Origin of the sequence: Corynebacterium sp. NML 150383 (genome assembly GCF_002285085.1) — a bacterium.
Lineage (GTDB): Bacteria > Actinomycetota > Actinomycetes > Mycobacteriales > Mycobacteriaceae > Corynebacterium > Corynebacterium gottingense.
The window spans coordinates 1-18,725 of sequence record NZ_NSGK01000012.1 but is presented as its reverse complement, the minus strand read 5'-3'; the positions used below and the strand labels follow the sequence as shown (position 1 = coordinate 18,725).

The window sequence follows — 18,725 nt, the reverse complement described above, 5'->3', positions numbered from 1 at the left end:
ATGCACCTCGCAGCCTCGTTCGCCCGTCCGCTTCACGACGATCACCGGGACACCAAGCGACCCAGTTCCCGGCGGCTCGCCAGCGCGGCGGCCCCGATGGCCGCAGTGGTTGCAGTGGCCGCAGTGGCGCCACCCGCGAACGCCGCCGATGTCGGCCCGCTGGAGGACTCAGGGCTGCTGGGCGCGCAGTCTTGCTTTGTCAGCCTCACCGAAGACGAGGCCAAGGCGTACGCGCTGTATGACACCGTGGCGTTGGAGCGGCTCTTCATCGTTGCGAGTAAAACCACGCTCACACCCGAACAACTCAAGCGCCTCGATGCGTTAGCAGCAAACGAGTCCGTGGTAGAGACCTTGATCAGCTACGAAAACTTTACCGACGTCGCCCCAGACGTCGAAGCAGCATACGAACGCGAAGTTGCGTCGCTCGAGGACGCATACGGCCCCGATACGGCCGGAACAATCACGGACATCGTCGCAGCGCAAGCCCGAACCGACGCGTACCTGCAACGTGTGGAGTCCGGGAGGGCGAATTCCTGGGAGTTTGAGCTCTTCCCGGGAGAGACCGCAAACGCAGCGTGGGCCGAAATGGGCTACGAAGGATGGGATGAGTTCGCCCAGAACCCGGGCAAGGTTTTCTCCGCCAATGAACAGCTGGACCTGACGCAGGACCAGATCAGGAGGTTTAACGAGGAAGCACCGCGCGTCGTCGACCTCCCCGCAGCCATCGCCTACGAGCGCGCAAACGTCGCCGCGACGAAGCAGGCAGACAAGGCGTGCGCGCAGGGCGGCAACGTAACGGTCAGCTTCCCCACGGAAGCGGACGTGAACCAGCAAGGAGGCGTCGGCACGCGTCACGGCGACGGCCCTGCACCCGCAGGTGAGCCCCTGGCCGACACCGCGGCGCCCCCAGCGGTCCCGGCGAGAGCAGAAAACACGGAGCAGGCCAGCTCGGCGGGAAAGGCAGTTGCCATCGCACTTGGGGTGCTCGCCGCGCTGGGGTTCCTCGTCGGCGGCGCAGTCGCAGTCGCGCCTCGGCTGGGTATCACACTGCCGTCGCAGCTGCAGCAGTTGCTGTAGGTGGTTGCGCTCGCAGCGCTACGCGGGCCCGATTTGGCGCGCGACGCGCCGGGCGTCGTCCCACGCTTCGGAAAGCTCGAGCGCGCGCTCGTCGGCAATGCCAATGAGCTTTTCTAGCTGGAAGCGGTCAATGTCCGGGGATTCCAGGTAGCCGTCAATGCGCGCGATGAAGCGGCGCGCCGAGGAGGTGCGCAGCAGGAACTCGCTGATGGCGTGCTGCGAGACGTCGCCGTTGGCTAGCGCCGGGTAGTGCAGCGTGCGATCTGCGACGGACTGCGTGGACGTGCCGTACTTGAGATCGTCGTAGCTTTGGAGGATCTCCTCCATGTCGTCGCGCGCGATGCGCAGCGACGCCTTCAGCGACGCGATCTCCGGATTCGTGTCGTACCGGCGGTGTATCGCGAGCGCGAGCGGGATGAGGAGCAGCGTGAGCATGAGCCCTGGGAGCCGGAGGAAGATCACCAGCAGGACCGCCACTGCGAACAACAGAGCGCCCCACAAGGCGCGGAGTAAGTCTTTTCGTGATGGATCCACGTGCGGTCACCTCCTCGATCGGCGTGTGGGGACCATGTCAACGGGGTCAACGGGGTCACCGGAGCCGAGCGTCTGTATCCCTAGTGCCCACCGCAGCCACAGGAACCGCCACAGCCGCCACACCCGCCGCCGCTCGGAGCGGGGATGGAGCCGGCGAGCACCGCGGTACCGGCGATGACGGAGTCGCGTTGCGGGAGCTCGCCGTCCGGCAGGCACACGTCGAAGGGGAAGGCGCCATCCACGGACGCGTGAATGAAGCGCTGGCCGGTCAGCTCGGAGGTGCGGTATTCCGCGTCGAGGACGCGTGCGGAAAGCTGCGCCGCTGCGTCGGGGGTGGTGGCCGCGCCGTTGCCCACGGCTTCCGCACCAGGGGAGGTCACGGCGCCGAGGACTGCACCCGGGTTGGCCGCCAGGTACGCGTCGGTGGAATCGAAACGCTGCTGGTCCAACATCAGTGCGGTGATGCCCAGCTCCTGCCACTGGAGCGTCGGCTCGTCGACGATTAGCGGGCCCTGCGCCAGATTCACGGTAACGGAGGAAATGGTGTTACCGTGCGGATCAACAACGTCGGCCAGTGCGACGACGTCATTGAGCGGGGTGATGTGCGCAAACGTGCGCGTTTGCGACGCAAAGCCAGCGAAGGTGGCAAACGGCTCAACAGCCAGGATGTTGAGCTGCGCGCCCGACGGGTCGCCGTACTGAATCAGCTGCCCGCCACGGACCTCGCCCGTGACTTCGAGGCGGTTGGTGGCGATTGCCTGCTCGACTGCTTCCTGCCACTTGGAAAAACCGAGGCCGATCGCAGCAAGGTCCTGGTGGGCGCCGTTGCTCGCGGTGGCCGCTTGGGCTCGGGTACTCAGAGTTTCGCTCATGGAGCACAGCCTAGTCGGCGAATGCACCGGGGTGAGAACTGCGGGGTCGCGGTGGCGTCGCAAAGCACTGTGCGCACGGAATGATCCGCATGCACACGGTGTTGGAAGAAACACGTAAACTACAACGTAAGCATTCTTCGGAATGCGCTGGGCGCGCGAACCCACGTGGCCCGGAAGTTCTGACCAGAAGGACTGAATGACCTCAACGTTCTACACCCAGGGTGCTCAGGGAGCACAGGACGACCAGAGCGACCAGGATGCGGCGCGTGATGCGCTGCTCGAGCGGGCGTTCCGGCACAACTCGCCGCAGCCCGGGGCTGACGCCCCGACGACTGGCGCGCTCGACTTGGAGGAGCGTAACTCGTTCCGCAGGGTGACACAGCACACCGAGATTCGTACTGACGAGCTCGAAGACGACTACGAAGTTGAGTACCGCAAGCTGCGCCTTGAGCGAGTGATCCTCGTTGGCGCGTGGCTCGAGGGCACGACTGCGGAGATGGAAGCGAACATGCGTGAGCTCGCTGCGCTGTCGGAGACGGCGGGCGCGGAAGTCGTGGAGATGATCTACCAAAAGCGCGACAAGCCCGACCCGGGCACCTACATCGGTGCCGGCAAGGTCGGGGAGCTGCGCGAGATCGTGCAGGCATCCGGCGCGGACACGGTGGTTTTTGACGGTGAGCTCTCGCCCTCGCAGATCGTGGCGCTGGAGGAGGCGCTGAAGACCAAGGTCATCGACCGCACCATGCTCATCCTGGACATCTTCGCCCAGCACGCGAAGAGCCGAGAGGGTAAGGCACAGGTCTCGCTGGCGCAGATGGAATACCTGTTCTCGCGCACCCGTGGTTGGGGCGGCAACCTGTCCCGCCAGGCGGGCGGTCGCGCCGGCTCCAACGGGGGCGTGGGCCTCCGCGGCCCTGGTGAGACTCGTATTGAGGCAGACCGTCGCCGCCTACGCGCGGACATGGCGCGCCTGCGCCACGAGCTGAAGGGGATGAAGACGGCGCGCGAGGTGAAACGCGCGCGGCGCCAGCGTTCCACCACGCCCAAGATTGCCATCGCTGGCTACACCAACGCGGGCAAGTCCTCGCTGATTAACGCGATGACGGACGCGGGCGTGCTGGTGGAGGACGCGCTGTTTGCCACCCTGGACCCCTCGACGCGGCGTGCCCAGCTGGCGGACGGCCGCAATGTTGTCCTCACCGATACCGTCGGTTTCGTGCGCCACCTGCCCACGCAACTGGTCGAGGCGTTCAAGTCCACGCTGGAAGAGGTCACGAACGCGGATCTCTTGCTGCACGTGGTGGACGGCTCGGACCCGTTCCCGCTGAAGCAGATCAAGGCGGTCAACGAGGTCCTGGCAGAGATTACGCGCGAATCCGGCGAGGAAATCCCGCCGGAGATCGTCGTGGTGAACAAGATCGACGAGGCTGATCCGCTTGTGCTTGCAGAGCTGCGCCACGCCTTCGATTCCTCCGGCCACGATGTTGTCTTCGTCTCCGCCCTTACCGGCGAGGGCATCCCCGAGCTGGAAGGCAAAGTCGAGTTGTTCCTCAACACCCTCGACGCCCACGTGGAGATGCTCGTCCCGTACACCCGCGGCGACGTCGTCTCGCACGTCCACGAGGAGGGCACGGTGCGCCGCGAGGAGTACGAAGAGCAGGGCACGCGTATCGACGTCCGCCTGCCCCAGGTGCTCGCCGACCAGTACGCGGAATTCGTAGTCGCGTAAGCGGGCGAGTGCCTGCGTAAACGATTGGGACCAGCTAGGTACACCTGCCTAGACTGCCAGGCGTGAATACTTCGTATGGTTGGTCCCTGCACGGCGACGGCGGCACCGTGAAACCCGGTGCCGTCGTCGCACCCGACGAACGGCTGAGCTGGCCGCGCACCATCGGCATCGGCATGCAACACGTCGTGGCCATGTTCGGCGCGACCCTGCTCGTGCCGACCCTGACCGGGTTCCCCGTCAACACGACACTGCTCTTTTCAGGTTTGGGCACGATCCTCTTCCTGCTGATCACCCAGAACAGGCTGCCGAGCTACCTCGGCTCCTCGTTCGCCTTCATCGCGCCGCTGTCCGCCTCCCAGCAGTACGGCATCGGCGCGCAGCTGGGCGGGGTGCTGGTGACAGGCTTGCTCCTCATCGCCGTCGGCGCGGTCGTGCACGTGGCCGGCAAGCGCGTGATCGACGCGGTCATGCCGCCCACCGTCACCGGCGCTATCGTCGCCCTCATCGGCTTCAACCTCGCGCCGACCGCGGTGAGCAACGTCCAAGCACAGCCGGCCGTCGCTGGCGTGACCCTCGCGGCGATCGTGCTGATCACCGTGGCGACCCGCGGGATGATCTCGCGCCTGAGCATCCTGATCGGCGTGATCGTGGGCTGGGCCTACGCCGCAGCCACGGGCGGGCTTGCCGACGACGCCCTGGACACCATCGACGCCGCGCCCCTTATCGGCCTGCCGCAGTTCCACTCGCCGGAATTCCACCTTTCTGCCATCCTGGTCACGCTGCCCGTGCTGGTGGTGCTTATCGCCGAAAACGTCGGGCACGTCAAGGCGGTCTCCGAGATGACCCACCGAGACCTGGATGACCTGCAGGGCAGGGCACTTATCGGCGACGGCATTGCCACCACCCTCGCCGGCGGTTTCGGCGGCTCCGGAACGACCACGTACGCCGAAAACATCGGCGTGATGGCGGCGACGAAGGTGTACTCCACGGCGGCGTACTGGGTGGCAGCGTGCTTTGCCATCGCGCTGGCGTTCGTGCCCAAGTTCGGCGCCATCATCTTCACGATTCCCGTCGGCGTTCTCGGCGGCGCGTGTCTGGTCCTGTATGGGCTCATCGGCATGCTGGGCGTGCGCATCTGGCAGGACAACAACGTGGACTTCACCAACCCGGTCAATCTCACTGCCGCCGCGGTCGCGCTGATCGTGGGCATTGGCAACCTGTCCTTCACCGTCGGCTCCGTGACGCTTGAGGGGATCGCCATCGGGTCCGTGGGCATCATCGTCGGCTACCCACTCATGCGGTGGCTGTACAACTCGGTCGGGGAGGGCCAGTACCGGTAAGGAGGGGATAACGGGGGCGTCGATAAGTACGAAAGAGCCCCTGGACCTTCACTGGGAAGGTGCCAGGGGCCTTAAGTTGTGCGATCGCGGGGAGGCTACTCCTCGTCGAGGTTCTGCTCGATCAGCGCGGCGATCTTCTCAACGGCGTCGGCGTTGTCGGAGGTGATGGTGACCTCGTCGCCGTGCTCCGCGCCCATCGCCATGATCATGAGGGAGGACGCGGCGTCGGTCTCGTCGTCCTCGTCGCCACCGACGAGGGTCAGGATGATCTCGTCATCAAACTCGCCTGCGGCGTCGGAGATGATCGTTGCCGGGCGTGCGTGCAGTCCGACGGTGGAGCCAACCTTGACGGTCTTGGAAGCCATAATGAGGTCCTTTCGAAATACTTTGGTTGAGTGCTGATTTACTGGGTACCAGTGTAGGCACCCGGTTGGTTATGCCGCTACCTGCTGCACGCCCGCCGAAGCGGTGTTTTCCTGCGCAGCCTTGTCAGCGGCGGCCTTCTGGATTTCCTTGTTGGGCCAGAAGCGCTTGATGGCGATCACGGCTAACGCGGCCACGAGTACGCCCGCGGCCAGCGCGATAACCATGCCCCACCACGGGTCGTAGGCGAAGATGACAAACACGCCGCCGTGCGGCGCCTGGCATCCCACGCCCAGGCCCATGGATACCGCGCCCGCGGTAGCGCCACCCAGCATCATCGCGGGGATGACGCGGAACGGGTCTGCTGCTGCGAACGGGATCGCTCCCTCCGAGACGAAGGACAGGCCCAGGAGCCACGCGGACTTGCCGTTCTCCTGCTCGGCCGGGGTGAACAGCTCCTTGCGCAGGAAGGTCGCGATGGACAGCGCGATCGGCGGTACCATACCGGCGATCATGACGGTCGCCATGATCTCGAAGCTGGCGTCCGTGCCAGCGGACAGGCCCGCGGTACCGAACAGGTACGCCGCCTTGTTCACCGGGCCACCAAGGTCAAAGCACATCATCAGGCCGATGATGATGCCAAGCAGTATTGCCGACGACCCCGTCATGGACGACAGCCAGTCGGTCAGCCCCAGCATGAGCGCCTCGAGCGGGCGGCCCAGCAGGAGGAACATCAGCAGGCCGACGATCAGGGAGGTCAGCAGCGGGATGATCACAACCGGCATGAGCGAGCCGAGCCAGCGCGGCACCTTCCAGGTCTGGATCCAGTACGCGATCACGCCGGCGAGCAGGCCGGTGACCAGGCCGCCGATGAATCCGGCACCAACCATGACGGAGATGGCGCCGCCGATGAAGCCCGGTGCGATACCGGGGCGCCCTGCCAAGCCGTAGCCGATGTAGCCGGAGAGGGCCGGCACGACGAACTGCATGCCCATCTGGCCCGTGGCAAAGAGGACGGCGCCGAGGTAGAGCGCCCACCCGGAGCGCTCAAAGGTTGCCGTGACACCGTCAACCGTCACCTCGTGGCCCGGCAGATCCCACGGCGTGAACTGGGTGACCAGCGCCTGCCAGCCGTTGGCCATGTCGTAGCCGCCGAGCAGGAAGCCGAGCGCGAGCAGGAGACCGCCCGCGGCGACGAACGGCACCATGTAGGACACGCCGGTCATGATCGCCTGCTGCAGGCGCTTTGGCCAGCTTTCGCCGGAGGAACCGGTTGCGGAGTCCTCGCCCGCAGACTCGGAGGCGGCCGCGACGCGAGGGGCCTTCGGGTCCTTCGCCGCGGCGATGGCCTCGTCGATCATCGCGTCCGGTTCGTTCACACCGCGCTTGACCGGGGAATCCACGACCGGCTTGCCGGCAAAGCGGCCCTTGTTTCGCACGGCCACGTCGTGGGCGAAGATGACTGCGTCGGCGCTATCAATGAAGGACTGCTCGAGCGGGTCGCCGCCGGACGACCCCTGCGGCTCCACAATGAGCTCGACGTTATCGCGCTTTTCGGCTGCCTGGGTGAGCGCGTCAGCTGCCATGTAGGTGTGGGCAATGCCGGTCGCACACGAGGTGACCGCAGCGATGCGGATGACGTCCTGCTTCGCGCCGGAAGTGCCCGCGGTACCTGCAGCGCCCGCGGTGACGGCCGTGCTGCCGGCGGCTGCGGCGCCATCGGTCGTGGCCGGTTTCGGCTTCTTCTTTTTCGGTTCGGCGTTGACGACCTCCAGCACGGCGTCGACAAGCTCCTGCTCGGTGCTGGCGTTGCGAAGCTTCTCCACAAAGTCACCGCGGACCAGCGCGCGGGCCAGCTTGGACAGGATTTTCAGGTGTTCCTTGCCGCCGCCCTCGGGGGCGCCGATGAGGAAGACCAGCTCGGCATCGCCGTCGGGGCCGGAGAAATCAACCGGATTGGACAGGCGCGCGAAGGCAAGGGTGGGCTCGTTGACCGTAGCGACGCGGCAGTGCGGGATGGCCACACGGCCGTTGACACCGGTGCCGGCCTTCGCTTCGCGGGCAGTCGCCGCTTCAGCGATGGGGCCTGCGTCGGTCGCGCGCCCGGTGGCTTCTATGAGCCCGGCAAGGTGTTGGATGACGTCCGCGGGCGAGGAGCCGAAGTCCACGTCCAGCCTGACCAGGTCAGGTGTGATGAGTGGGGAGTTCATAGGAGTTCCTACTCTGTAGCGAAGGATATGGGTATTGAATTAGTTGGAAAGACTGAAGACTTTGGTGCGCTCGACGTCCAGGTCGGACGGGGAAGGAATCCCCGTGCCCGGCATCGAGGCAGCGGCCGAGCCGTAGGCCACGGCCCGGCGGAGGCAATCCGCGGGCTCGAGGCCCTCGACTCGCGCCATCACGTAGCCGGCGAGCGAGCTGTCGCCCGCGCCGACGGTGGAGCGCACGGTGATCGGAGGAGCGGAGGCCGCCCACGCGCCGTTGGCCGTGACCAGGCACGCGCCGGCGCCGCCGAGCGTGACCAGCACCTCCTGCACGCCACGATTCACTAGGGCGCGCGCTGCGGCGATGATGGCGTCATACTCGCCGCGCTCGGCGGCGGCCTCGAGCTCGTGCCCGTCCGCGCCGGTGAGCTGGGCCAGCTCGAAAGAATTCGGTTTCATGATGGTCGGTGCCGCACCGTCGAGCTTGCGCCCGAGCGCCTGCAGCGGCGCATCCGACGTGTCCACAGCAATGACAAGATCCGGCGAAGCCTTGCGCAGGGAAGCGACAAGCTCGGCGTACCAGTCCGGCGCCGCACCAGGCGGCAGCGAACCAGCCAGCACTGCAGCGTCGGCGTTTCGTGCGTGGTTGAGCAGTTGCTTTTCGACGCCACGCTGCTCCTCGCCCGACAACTCGGCACCACGCTCGTTGATCTTGGTGGTGGTGCCGTCCGGCTCGGTGAGCGCCGTGTTCGTGCGCACGTTGCCCTGGATGGGCACTGGTGCGAACGGGATGCGCGCGCGCTCGACAGCGCTGATGAATGGGTCGTGTGGTCCACACGGCGCGATCGCGAGGGTGTCCTTGCCAGCCAGCGCGACAGCGTTGGCGACGTTGATGCCTTTACCCCCGGCTTCGCGTCTGGCATCGGTGGCGCGGACCACTTCGCCGCGCGCCACGGCATCGACGTTGAGTGTGGCGTCGATGCTCGGGTTCGGCGTTAACGTGATGATCATGGATTCGCTCCCTACTGTTGATGTAGTGGGGTGAGGCACGAGAGCGCCCCTACGCAGCGAGTCTGTTGGCGATGCCGGGCACTAAGCGCAACGCCCCAAGTATGTCCGAATAGGTGTGATTTTTCAACTATTCGGAAGCGATCTCACACGAGTGAGGGGGAAAACGGGCTTACTCGGACGCGGTAATGACGTCGACGCCGTGTGCGACGAGTTCATCGATGAAGGACTTTGGCGCCTCCGAGTCGGTCACCAGCACATCGACTTCGCTCAGGCGGGCGAAGCTCACCAGGTAGTCGTTTCCGAGCTTGGTCGAGTCGCACATCGCCACCACCTTGTGCGCGTTTGTGACCATCGCCTTCTTGATCGCGGCCTCTTGGGGGTCGGCCGTGGAGAGCCCGTGATCAATGGTCAATGCGTTGGTGCCAATGAAGGCGACGTCGGCGCGCAGAATGGCGATGGAGCGAAGCGCGATGTCTCCGACGACCGCTTGGGTGATCGCACGAACGGTTCCACCCAGTAGCTGCACATTTTCCAAACCCGCGCTTGCCAGGTCGAGGGAGGTGGGCAGCGAGTTGGTCACGATGTGCCAATCTTTGGCCGAGGGGTGCTTGGCAATAATCTCGGCCAGACCATTGATGGTTGTGCCAGAGTCGAGGAAGAGAGATCGGTCCGGCCGGTCCGGGAGGAATTGGAGCGCTGCACGGGCGATCGCCATCTTGGCCGTGGACGCGGCGCGATAGCGGGCTTCAAGCGGAAACTCGGTGGTGAGAAAGGATTGGCTCGCTACGGCGCCACCGTGCACGCGGTGGACAATGCCCTCATCATTGAGCACAGCCAGGTCGCGACGGATCGTCTCCGCGGTGACTCCAAACTTTTCGGCCAGCTCAGTGACATTGACTCGACCTTCAACCGCAGTGAGGGAGGCAATTTGTCGCCGGCGTTCTTCTGCGTACACGGCGCTCCTTCAGTATGTCGGGATGTAAGACGGGAAAACGTATACCTGTCATTGTCGCATTGATTGGTGCCCGATTGGTTGTTGTTGTGCCCGACTCCCCCGAAGCGGGGGCAGCACCCGCCACATATCCGGAAATCGTCACAGTGGTTGAAGGTGATAAGCGGAGGTGAGCTACAAACAAGCAAAACGCCCGCGCGAGGGATCGCTGCGGGCGTGTGTTCAGGGTGGAGGTGCTACATGGTGCGGAACACGGAGACGACGCGACCCATGATTTCCGCATTGGTGCCGTCAATAGGCGAGTAGGCATCGTTGTGGGGGAGGAGCCACACGCCGCTGGAATCCTTGTGGAACTCCTTCACCGTCGCCTCGCCGTCGAGCAGGGCTGCGACGAACTCTCCCTCCTCTGCCACGGGCTGGGAGCGAACGACGACCCAGTCGCCGGGGAGGATGCCGGCATCGCGCATCGACTCGCCGACGACCTGCAACATGAACAGGTCGCCGTCGCCGAGAAGATCCTCCGGCATCGGGTAGTAGCTCGTCACGTTCTCCTCTGCGAGGATCGGCGACCCGGCGGCAATCTGGCCGACCACTGGGATGTAGCGCGGAGTCGACGCATCCTCCGGCACGTTTGTGTCCGTGCTCGGCTTCGGCTTCTTGCCGGGTGCGTCGGGGAGATGGCGCAAGTCGACCGCGCGAGGCTTGTTCGGGTCGCGGCGCAGGAAGCCCTTCTTTTCAAGCTCCTTGAGCTGGTAGGCGACGGACGAGGTGGACTGCAACCCAGCTGCGTCGCCAATCTCGCGAATGCTTGGCGGGTAGCCGCGAAGGACGACGGCGTCCCGAATTACTTCCAAAATTCGCCGCTGACGATCAGACAGCGTCGAGATGTCCAAATCCTTGGCATCAGCCTTTTTGCGGGCCATGAGGTGCTCCTTTGATGGTGACTGTGTGTGAGTTTATTCGCGCTAACTACGCACTGCACAACCTACCAGATCGGGCAAACATGTTCGAGTTCTCACCCCGCCCGCTAGACAAGCTTTGACGTGCCTGCTATAAATCGAACATGCAACCGACATCGAACGCCTGAACGGTATTCCGTTCGACAGTGTTGGTTCGGTTCGTAAGATTGCGGTGAACGTGAAAGGAATGAACTCATGACGATGATGCAAAATGGTACTTACGGTGCTTCTACTACTCGCTTCGAGGTGGCTTCCATGCCGGCTCGTGCTGACGAGTGGGACATTGAAACCCGCGGTGTTCGGCGGTGTGGGGCTGAGCATGTTCGAACGATCAGTAATTCGATAATGGCCGTTGATGTGGGGAGGGGTGATCCGGCGCAGTGGCCAGACCGAGCCGACGATCGGTTCGAATCCCACCGCGAAAAGCGCGAGAGCGTGCTCGTGGGACTGGGCTTGAGCGCCGCGCTGGTGATCGGGTCGATCGTGGGCGGTGCGTTCTCGGACGACACCGCGTCGATGAGCCACCAAGTCTCCGCCCAATACGTCGCTGGCGCCCGCTAGGGAAGCGGCGCGGGGGACGGTACATTGAGGAGGCAAGCCCGGGCGCACGTCCCCGGGGCGTACCCAGAACAGCGAGGAGCGGGAGCCTGCAATGTACTGTCCGTTTTGCCACAACGATCATTCGCGCGTGATGGACTCCCGCATCATTGAAGGAGGATCAGCAATCCGCCGGCGTCGTGAGTGCACCGAATGTGGGGGGCGATTCACCACCGTGGAAAAGGCAGTGCTGACGGTGGTGAAGCGCAACGGGATCAGCGAGCCGTTTGACCGTGACAAGCTCATCGTCGGCGTGCGGCGTGCCTGCCAGGGGCGCGACGTGTCGGACGACGCGCTCAAACGACTCGCGCAACAGGTCGAGGAGATCGTGCGCTCCCACGGCAGCTCACAGATCCCCGCGCACGAAATCGGCCTCGCGGTGCTCGAACCGCTCCGCGCGCTTGACGAGGTCGCCTACCTGCGCTTCGCGTCCGTGTACAAGTCGTTCGAGAGCGCCGACGACTTCGAATCAGAGATTCGTCTGATGCGGCGGCGCGACAAAGAGGACTTCTGAGCCGGTTGAGTCTGTAGCTCACGCCGCTAGGTCAGCTTGTCTACCATCTTCTCAATGCGCCGCGCGCTGACCGGCTTCGGCGTGCCAAGGCGCTGCGCGAAGACACTCACGCGCAGTTCCTCAATCCTCCACAACACATCCTTGTAGGCGCGAGTCTTTTCCCGCCCGGCGGGGAGCTTGGCGAGCTTGGCACCGAGGTACGACTTCGCGCCGTCGACAATTGCCTGCCGGTCCGCATCGCGGTCGGGATCCACGCGCATGTCCTCAAGGCGAATCCGGATAGCCTCGATGTAGCGCGGCATGTGCTGGAGGTGGGTCAGTCCGTGTCTGGTCAACGCGTTGCGGGGGAGGTAAAACTCGAGCTGCGAACGCATGTCATCAATCGCGGGACCTTCCCATTGCGACAGCTCCTGCGCCATGTTCGCGTACGCGACGAGCCCAGGGGCGATGCCCACCACCATGCGCCGCACCGCGCCAGGAACTTCTGGCGACACCTTGGCCACGAGCGCCGAAAACTCCTCCGGAGTACGCACGGGGCCGCCGTGCTGCATCATCAGGTCGCGAATCGCTGCCACCCGCGCATCCTCCACGAGCCCCTTCGCGCCACCGTGCGGGTACTGGTCCACCGCCACTTTCTGGCGCAGCGGCAACCCCTTGGTCATCTGCTGCGCAGACACCGAAATCTCGCGGATCAGCAACGTGAGGGTCGCGGTGACCATCGACGCGTCCGCGGCAGCCTTCGTTGGGAAGACCGTGACGCGCACGCCGTCGCGGGTAGCCTCCAGCGCGGGGAACGCGTCGACGCTATTGCCATCAATGGTGGTTTGCACCGTCGCCGGCACCTCGCCCAGGGAGTCCGCCGTCCACTTCGCCACGGCCTTGGACTCCGCCGCCCGGCTCGCCTTCGACACAGACGAGCGGATCTTGCCCGCCTGCCGCTTCTTCAGCGCGGCAAGGTCCTTGTCGTGGTCGACAACCTTCCCGCGCTTGTCAATCGCGGCGTACGTCATGGTCAGGTGCGCTGGGAGCCGAGTCGGTGAGAAGTCTGACCCGTTGACCCCGGAGGCCCCCAGTGACTGGAGGGCGGACGCGAGGGCGTCGACAAGCGGCTGCCCGTTCTCGAGGAGGGGCAGGGCGCGCTGCGCGAAGTCAGGCGCGGGGACGACGGTGGTGCGAATGGCCTTGGGGAGCGAGCGGATGAGCTCGGTAATGAGCTCCTCGCGCAGGCCCGGTACAAGCCAGTCAAAGCCATCCGGGCTCAGGCCTGCGAGCAGCGGGACCGGGACCTCGACCGTGACGCCGTCGAACGGATCGCCGGGCTCGAATTTGTAGCGCAGGTCGTAGTTGATCGATCCCTGTCGCCAGGTCTCGGGGAAGGCGGTGGCTGAGGTGTCGGTGCCGGTGTCGTCAAGCAGCGTTTCCGGGTCGAAGTCGAGGAAGTGCTTGTCTGTGCGGCGCTGCTTCTTCCACCAGGAGTCGAAGTGCCGCGCGGTGGTCACGTCGGCGGGCAGCTTGGCGTCGTAGAACTCGAACAGTGTGTCCTCGTCGACCACGAGGCCGCGGCGTCGGACCTTTTCCTCCACCTCGGAGGCCTCCGCGAGCAGGGCGTCATTGTGCTCGATGAACGTGTGGTGGCGGTTCCAATCGCCCTCCAGCAGCGCGTGTCGGATGAACATGCTGCGCGCTGCCTCCGGATCCACCTTGTGGTACGGCACGAGCCGGTCGCGCACAATAGTGACGCCGTAAAGCATGGATTTCTGGTGCACCATCGCCGCGGAGCGCTTGCGCGACCACACCGGTTCGGAATAGCTGTGCTTGAGCAGGTCGTTCGCGGCGCGTTCCACCCACTGCGGCTCGATCTTGGCCACGTCGCGGGCCCACAGCCGCGAGGTCTCCACCAGTTCCGCGGCCATGAGGAACTCCGGCGGCTTCTTGCTCAGGCTCGAGCCGGGGAAGACGAGGAAGCGGGTGCCGCGCGCGCCCTGGAACTCCTTCGAGTTGCCGTCGCGCGCGCCAATGTTTGACAGCAGGCCAGTGAGCAGCGATTTGTGCACGGCGTCGGCGTCTGCTTCGCCGTCGGCTTGAGTGCTTTGCGACGCCCGCACAATCCACCCCAACTGCTTTTCCACATCCCGCAGCTGCCGCACCAGGTCGTACCACTCGCGGATGCGCATGTAGTGCAGGAACTCGCGCTTCATCCGTTTGCGGAACGCGTTGCCCGACAGCTCGTCGCGGGACTCGTTGATGTAGTCCCAGAGCTTGAGCACGGAGAGGAAGTCGGACGTCTTGTCCTTGAAGCGTGCGTGCGCCTGATCAGCCTGTGCTTGGTACTCCAGGGGGCGTTCGCGCACGTCCTGGATGGTCATGCCGGCGACGATCACGGTGACGCGATCGAGTACGCCGAGGGTGTTGGCCTCGACGAGCATGCGCGCCATGCGCGGGTCGACGGGGATGCGCGCGAGGTCGCGGCCGATGTCCGTCAAGACGGGTGCGCCGCCGCGCTCCTTGTCGGTGATCGCACCCAGCTCGTGGAGGAGCAGGAGACCGTCGCGCACTGCCTTGTGGTCCGGCGGCTGGATAAACGGGAACTCGGAAATGTCGCCGAGGCGCAGCGAAATCATTTGCAGGATGACGCTGGCCAGGTTGGTGCGCAGGATTTCCGGGTCGGTGAACTCGGGCCGCGCCTCGAAGTTTTCCTCCGAGTACAGGCGGATGGCAATGCCGTCGGCGGTACGTCCGGAGCGGCCCGATCGCTGGTTCGCGCTGGCCTGCGAAACCTCCTCGATGGGCAGGCGCTGTACCTTCGTGCGGGTGGAGTAGCGAGAGATACGGGCCAGCCCGGTATCCACCACGTAGTGGATCCCCGGCACGGTCAGCGAGGTCTCCGCGATGTTGGTGGCCAGCACGATGCGGCGGCCGGAGTGCGGGGAAAACACGCGGTGTTGCTCCGCGTTGGAGAGGCGCCCGAACAGCGGCACGACCTCCACGCCGCGCCAGTGCTGCTTCTCCAGCGCCTCCATGCAGTCGCGGATGTCGCGCTCTGATGAGAAGAAGCAGAGGATGTCGCCCTTGCCCTCGCCCATGAGCTCCTTGCAGGCATCGACGACGCCGTCAATCATGTCGATGTCCACGTCTTTCGTGCCCGACTTCGTCTCCACTTGCTCGACGAGCGGCCGGTAACGGATCTCCACCGGGTAGGTGCGGCCCGAGACCTCGATGATTGGCGCGGGCGTGCCGTCTGCGGCCGCGAAGTGCGCGGCGAAGCGCTCCGGGTCGATCGTCGCCGAGGTGACAATGACTTTGAGATCCGGCCGCTTCGGCAGGAGCCGCTTGAGGTAGCCGAGGAGGAAATCGATGTTCAGGCTGCGCTCGTGGGCCTCATCGATGATGATCGTGTCGTAGGCGTTGAGAAAACGGTCGCGCTGCATCTCCGCGAGGAGGATGCCGTCCGTCATCAGCTTCACGGCGGTAGAGTCCGACACCTTGTCGTCGAAGCGGATGGCGTAGCCGACGGTTTGGCCAATCGTTTGCCCCAGCTCGTCGGCGATGCGCTCGGCCACCGTGCGCGCCGCGATCCTGCGCGGCTGCGTGTGTCCGATCAGCCCGCGTCGCCCGCGCCCCATCTCCAGCAGCATTTTCGGGATCTGCGTGGTCTTGCCCGAGCCCGTCTCGCCAGCGATGATCACGACCTGGTTGTCGCGGATCAGCTCCATGATGTCGTCGCGCCGCGCGGAAACGGGCAGCTGCTCGGGGTACTCGATGGCGGGCACGAGGGCATTTCGCTTCTCGACGCCACGCGCCGCCTCCGCAATGTCTGCCCCGATCGCGGCGAGCGCCTGCGGCGCCTTGGCCTTGGAAAGCCGCCGCCGAAACCGACGCTCCTGGTTGATCGGCACCGAGTCGAGCTGGCGGTACAGCTCGTCCTTGCTCAGTGGGCTCAGTGGGCTCGGCGCGTCCGTATTGTCTGGATCCTTTTTCATCACTGCTGGAACAGCTTAGTAGCTCATGGCTCGAGCGCTGCATCTCCGCGCGCGTCGGCCTCCGCGTACGCGGCTTTCACTAACTCGCCCAGGGCCTCGAACTCTTCAGCGCGGCTTGACGACGCCCGGTACGCAAGCCCTATGGTGCGCTGCGCCCCAACGCCGGTGGCGAAGGTCGCCAGCCCGATACCGGGGCGGGTGCACTCGCTCGCGACGGCGGACTTGGGCACCAGCGTTGCGCCGAAACCAGCTCCGACGAGCTGCATGATCGTGGTGAGCGACGCTGCCCGCGTCACCGACTGGTTGGCGGCGGGGTGAGACACATTCGCCAGCTTGCACAGGTCGACGATTTGTTCGCGGAGGCAGTGGCCGTCGTCAAGCAACAGCAGGTCGAGCTCCTCGAGGGCGGCGAGCGGCAGGTCGCGACGCCCCGCGAGCGCGTCATCCTCGTGGGTGACGGCGACGAATTCCTCGTCGTAGAGTGGCAGTTCGGTGAGCGTGGGAGTCTCGGTGGGGAGGGCGAGGATGGCGAGGTCGATGCGGCCGTCGCGAAGCTGCTCGAGCAAACGCTCGGTCTGTTCCTCCACGATGCGCGGCTGCAGGTTCTCGTACTCGGACCGCAGGCGCGGCAGGAGATCCGCCAGAAGGTACGGGGCGACCGTGGGGATCATCCCGATGGTCAACGGGCCGTTGAGCACGCCGTGGGCGCCCTGCGCGTGGGCGACGAAGGAATCGGCGGCCTCGAGGGTCGTTGTGGCGTAGGGGAGAAGCTCCTCGCCGGCGGCGGTGACGATGACCTTGCGCGTCGAACGCTCGATGAGCTGGATACCCAGCCCGCCCTCGAGCGCGACGAGGGCCTGCGACAACGACGGCTGCGAGATACCGAGCTTGGCCGCGGCGGTGCCGAAGTGCTTGTGCTCCGCGATCGTGACAAAGGTGCGCAGCTGCGCGAGCGTCGGTTTATATTCCTTATTGCTCATGCCTATCACCATACCGCACCTTTATAGGTTTTGTTGTTGAGCTTCCGGGTGGGCTGTGGCATACTCGGGTGGCAGAAGACGTGAGAACGTGTTCGTGACTCACTGCGTCACAGTACGCATATTCACCCTAGTTATATGGAGGAATCACTATGCCGATCATGACTGTTGGGGAGCGTTTCCCGGAGTTCAACCTGACCGCGCTCAAGGGCGGCAACCTCAAGGAAGCCGACGCGTCCTCCCCGGACGACTACTTCGAGCAGGTCTCCCTGGACAAGTACGAGGGCAAGTGGAAGATCGTCTTCTTCTACCCCAAAGACTTCACCTTCGTATGCCCGACCGAGATTGCCGCCTTTGGCAAGCTCAACGAGGAGTTCGAGGACCGCGACACCCAGGTGCTCGGCGGCTCCACGGACAACGAGTTCTCCCACTTCAACTGGCGCGCAACGCACGAGGACCTGCTGGACATCCCGTTCCCGATGTTCGCCGACGTCCGCCACGACCTGATCCGCGCTCTTGGCGTCGAGAACGCTGACGGCGTGTGCGACCGCGCGACCTTCATCATCGACCCGGACGGCATCGTCCAGTTCGTGTCCGTCACCCCGGACGCCGTCGGCCGCAACGTCGACGAGGTCCTGCGCGTCCTCGACGCACTGCAGTCCGAGGAGGTTTGCGCCTGCGACTGGCAGAAGAACGATCCGACCAAGAACATCGACAAGATGGCCGTGGTTCAGGACGCCCTGAAGTAGCGCGATTCTTCGCCCGAAGCCGCCCCGCGCTCCGCACCGCTGGAGTGGCGGGGCGCTTGTCTACTTACCACCAATCACACGAAAGGACACCCAATGTCTATTGATAACCTGCGCGGCGCTCTGCCGGAGTACGCCAAGGACCAGAAGCTGAACCTCGGTTCGCTGACCCGCTCGACCGAGCTGAGCGAGCAGCAGCTGTGGGGCGCGCTCGTCGCCGCTGCCGCCGCGACCCGCAACGCGACCGTCATCTCCGAAATTACCGACGAGGCGAAGGAGCACCTCTCCGAGGAGGCCCTCAACGCTGCGTTCGGCGCCGCCACCGTGATGGCGATGAACAACGTCGGCTACCGCGCCAAGGGCTGGCTTGGCGACGACTACGCGCAGGTCAAGTTCGGTCTCCGCATGAACATCATCTCCAAGCCGGGCGTGGAGAAGGCCGACTTCGAGCTGTGGTCCCTCACCGTTTCCGCGATCAACGGCTGCGAGCACTGCAGCGTCGCCCACGCGAACACGCTGCGCGAGGAGGGCCTGACCAAGGAGCAGATCTGGGAGGGCGTCAAGGTCGGCGCCGTCGTGCAGGCCGTCGCCCAGGCCATCGAGATCGAGGCAGCGCGCTAGCAGCTCGCTTATCGACGCCACGCAAACCCCCAACCCTATTTAGACGCACCAAACCGGCCCGCGGTTCCCTCCCGGGCCGAAAATGGGTGAATCCTCACAACCCATTGTTTCCCCAGCTCAGGGCCGGTAACGTGGCTGCCATGAACGCACTGGCAGACCTCGTATCCATCGACCGCCGCGGCATGCAACTTGTCGCGGCGGCCGCTGGCATGACCCTCGAGGACCTCACCGGACTCGGCCTGCCACGCG

16 protein-coding genes are annotated in these 18,725 nt (G+C 65.0%); 7 read left to right on the top strand and 9 right to left on the bottom strand.

From position 1 onward, the window contains the following. Window positions 1–1,077 carry a hypothetical protein gene (locus CKJ85_RS10415; RefSeq protein WP_095554268.1) on the top strand — a complete coding sequence of 359 codons (1,077 nt, stop codon included), beginning with the start codon at window positions 1–3 and terminating at the stop codon, window positions 1,075–1,077. Window positions 1,078–1,095: 18 nt separating this feature from the next. On the opposite strand, the gene CKJ85_RS10410 is transcribed toward CKJ85_RS10415, so the two are convergent. Both CKJ85_RS10410 and CKJ85_RS10405 read right to left on the bottom strand, forming a co-directional pair. Then, window positions 1,096–1,611, bottom strand: a complete 516-nt coding sequence (locus tag CKJ85_RS10410) for a hypothetical protein (RefSeq protein ID WP_095277264.1) — start codon at window positions 1,609–1,611, stop codon at window positions 1,096–1,098. Window positions 1,612–1,691: 80 nt separating this feature from the next. Then, window positions 1,692–2,483, bottom strand: coding sequence for a hypothetical protein (locus tag CKJ85_RS10405; RefSeq protein WP_095536698.1), 792 nt, complete (start codon window positions 2,481–2,483; stop codon window positions 1,692–1,694). A gap of 196 nt (window positions 2,484–2,679) precedes the next feature. On the opposite strand from CKJ85_RS10405, the gene hflX reads away from it, so the two are divergent. Then, a complete protein-coding gene (gene hflX / locus CKJ85_RS10400) occupies window positions 2,680–4,212 on the top strand; it encodes a GTPase HflX (protein ID WP_095277259.1) in 1,533 nt (510 codons plus the stop codon). A 62-nt stretch (window positions 4,213–4,274) separates the two neighbouring features. Beyond that, on the top strand, window positions 4,275–5,552 hold the full coding sequence (locus CKJ85_RS10395) for a uracil-xanthine permease family protein (protein ID WP_095554267.1): 1,278 nt from the start codon (window positions 4,275–4,277) through the stop codon (window positions 5,550–5,552). Window positions 5,553–5,647: 95 nt separating this feature from the next. Here the strand turns inward: CKJ85_RS10395 and CKJ85_RS10390 are convergent, their stop codons facing one another. The 5 genes from CKJ85_RS10390 to lexA all read right to left on the bottom strand — a co-directional run bounded on the left by CKJ85_RS10390 (window position 5,648) and on the right by lexA (window position 11,005). Further along, window positions 5,648–5,917 carry an HPr family phosphocarrier protein gene (locus tag CKJ85_RS10390; protein WP_095547130.1) on the bottom strand — a complete coding sequence of 90 codons (270 nt, stop codon included), beginning with the start codon at window positions 5,915–5,917 and terminating at the stop codon, window positions 5,648–5,650. 69 nt (window positions 5,918–5,986) lie between these two features. Then, on the bottom strand, window positions 5,987–8,125 hold the full coding sequence (locus CKJ85_RS10385) for a fructose-specific PTS transporter subunit EIIC (RefSeq protein ID WP_095554266.1): 2,139 nt from the start codon (window positions 8,123–8,125) through the stop codon (window positions 5,987–5,989). A 39-nt stretch (window positions 8,126–8,164) separates the two neighbouring features. Next, window positions 8,165–9,130: a 1-phosphofructokinase family hexose kinase gene (locus CKJ85_RS10380; protein WP_095554265.1), complete on the bottom strand. Its 966-nt coding sequence runs from the start codon at window positions 9,128–9,130 to the stop codon at window positions 8,165–8,167. A gap of 169 nt (window positions 9,131–9,299) precedes the next feature. After that, on the bottom strand, window positions 9,300–10,085 hold the full coding sequence (locus CKJ85_RS10375) for a DeoR/GlpR family DNA-binding transcription regulator (protein ID WP_095277246.1): 786 nt from the start codon (window positions 10,083–10,085) through the stop codon (window positions 9,300–9,302). 233 nt (window positions 10,086–10,318) lie between these two features. After that, complete coding sequence (gene lexA / locus CKJ85_RS10370; protein ID WP_095277243.1) at window positions 10,319–11,005, bottom strand: transcriptional repressor LexA; 687 nt, start codon at window positions 11,003–11,005, stop codon at window positions 10,319–10,321. 381 nt (window positions 11,006–11,386) lie between these two features. Between lexA and CKJ85_RS11910 the strand changes: the two genes are divergently transcribed. After that, window positions 11,387–11,602: a hypothetical protein gene (locus CKJ85_RS11910; RefSeq protein ID WP_133063988.1), complete on the top strand. Its 216-nt coding sequence runs from the start codon at window positions 11,387–11,389 to the stop codon at window positions 11,600–11,602. Window positions 11,603–11,693: 91 nt separating this feature from the next. Further along, a complete protein-coding gene (gene nrdR, locus CKJ85_RS10360) occupies window positions 11,694–12,152 on the top strand; it encodes a transcriptional regulator NrdR (RefSeq protein WP_095277238.1) in 459 nt (152 codons plus the stop codon). Between the two features lie 26 nt (window positions 12,153–12,178). On the opposite strand, the gene hrpA is transcribed toward nrdR, so the two are convergent. Together hrpA and CKJ85_RS10350 are read right to left on the bottom strand one after the other, a co-directional pair. Next, entirely contained in the window at window positions 12,179–16,132 is a 3,954-nt protein-coding gene (gene hrpA / locus CKJ85_RS10355) for an ATP-dependent RNA helicase HrpA (RefSeq protein WP_095554263.1), read from the bottom strand. Window positions 16,133–16,155: 23 nt separating this feature from the next. After that, window positions 16,156–17,112 carry a hydrogen peroxide-inducible genes activator gene (locus CKJ85_RS10350; RefSeq protein ID WP_095554262.1) on the bottom strand — a complete coding sequence of 319 codons (957 nt, stop codon included), beginning with the start codon at window positions 17,110–17,112 and terminating at the stop codon, window positions 16,156–16,158. A 149-nt stretch (window positions 17,113–17,261) separates the two neighbouring features. Between CKJ85_RS10350 and CKJ85_RS10345 the strand changes: the two genes are divergently transcribed. Both CKJ85_RS10345 and CKJ85_RS10340 read left to right on the top strand, forming a co-directional pair. After that, window positions 17,262–17,858 carry a peroxiredoxin gene (locus CKJ85_RS10345; protein WP_095277230.1) on the top strand — a complete coding sequence of 199 codons (597 nt, stop codon included), beginning with the start codon at window positions 17,262–17,264 and terminating at the stop codon, window positions 17,856–17,858. Between the two features lie 93 nt (window positions 17,859–17,951). Further along, the gene (locus tag CKJ85_RS10340) at window positions 17,952–18,476 is read left to right on the top strand and encodes a carboxymuconolactone decarboxylase family protein (RefSeq protein WP_095277227.1); all 525 of its coding nucleotides are present in this window, start codon (window positions 17,952–17,954) and stop codon (window positions 18,474–18,476) included. The last annotated feature ends 249 nt before the right edge of the window (window positions 18,477–18,725 follow it).

Bases quoted from the DNA above. Each gene is read 5' to 3' on its own strand.
- CKJ85_RS10415 (WP_095554268.1), top strand. From the start codon at position 1: ATGCACCTCGCAGCCTCGTTCGCCCGTCCGCTTCACGACGATCACCGG.
- CKJ85_RS10405 (WP_095536698.1), bottom strand. From the start codon at position 2,483: ATGAGCGAAACTCTGAGTACCCGAGCCCAAGCGGCCACCGCGAGCAAC.
- hflX (WP_095277259.1), top strand. From the start codon at position 2,680: ATGACCTCAACGTTCTACACCCAGGGTGCTCAGGGAGCACAGGACGAC.
- CKJ85_RS10390 (WP_095547130.1), bottom strand. From the start codon at position 5,917: ATGGCTTCCAAGACCGTCAAGGTTGGCTCCACCGTCGGACTGCACGCA.
- CKJ85_RS10385 (WP_095554266.1), bottom strand. From the start codon at position 8,125: ATGAACTCCCCACTCATCACACCTGACCTGGTCAGGCTGGACGTGGAC.
- CKJ85_RS10380 (WP_095554265.1), bottom strand. From the start codon at position 9,130: ATGATCATCACGTTAACGCCGAACCCGAGCATCGACGCCACACTCAAC.
- lexA (WP_095277243.1), bottom strand. From the start codon at position 11,005: ATGGCCCGCAAAAAGGCTGATGCCAAGGATTTGGACATCTCGACGCTG.
- CKJ85_RS11910 (WP_133063988.1), top strand. From the start codon at position 11,387: ATGGCCGTTGATGTGGGGAGGGGTGATCCGGCGCAGTGGCCAGACCGA.
- nrdR (WP_095277238.1), top strand. From the start codon at position 11,694: ATGTACTGTCCGTTTTGCCACAACGATCATTCGCGCGTGATGGACTCC.
- hrpA (WP_095554263.1), bottom strand. From the start codon at position 16,132: ATGAAAAAGGATCCAGACAATACGGACGCGCCGAGCCCACTGAGCCCA.
- CKJ85_RS10350 (WP_095554262.1), bottom strand. From the start codon at position 17,112: ATGAGCAATAAGGAATATAAACCGACGCTCGCGCAGCTGCGCACCTTT.
- CKJ85_RS10345 (WP_095277230.1), top strand. From the start codon at position 17,262: ATGCCGATCATGACTGTTGGGGAGCGTTTCCCGGAGTTCAACCTGACC.
- CKJ85_RS10340 (WP_095277227.1), top strand. From the start codon at position 17,952: ATGTCTATTGATAACCTGCGCGGCGCTCTGCCGGAGTACGCCAAGGAC.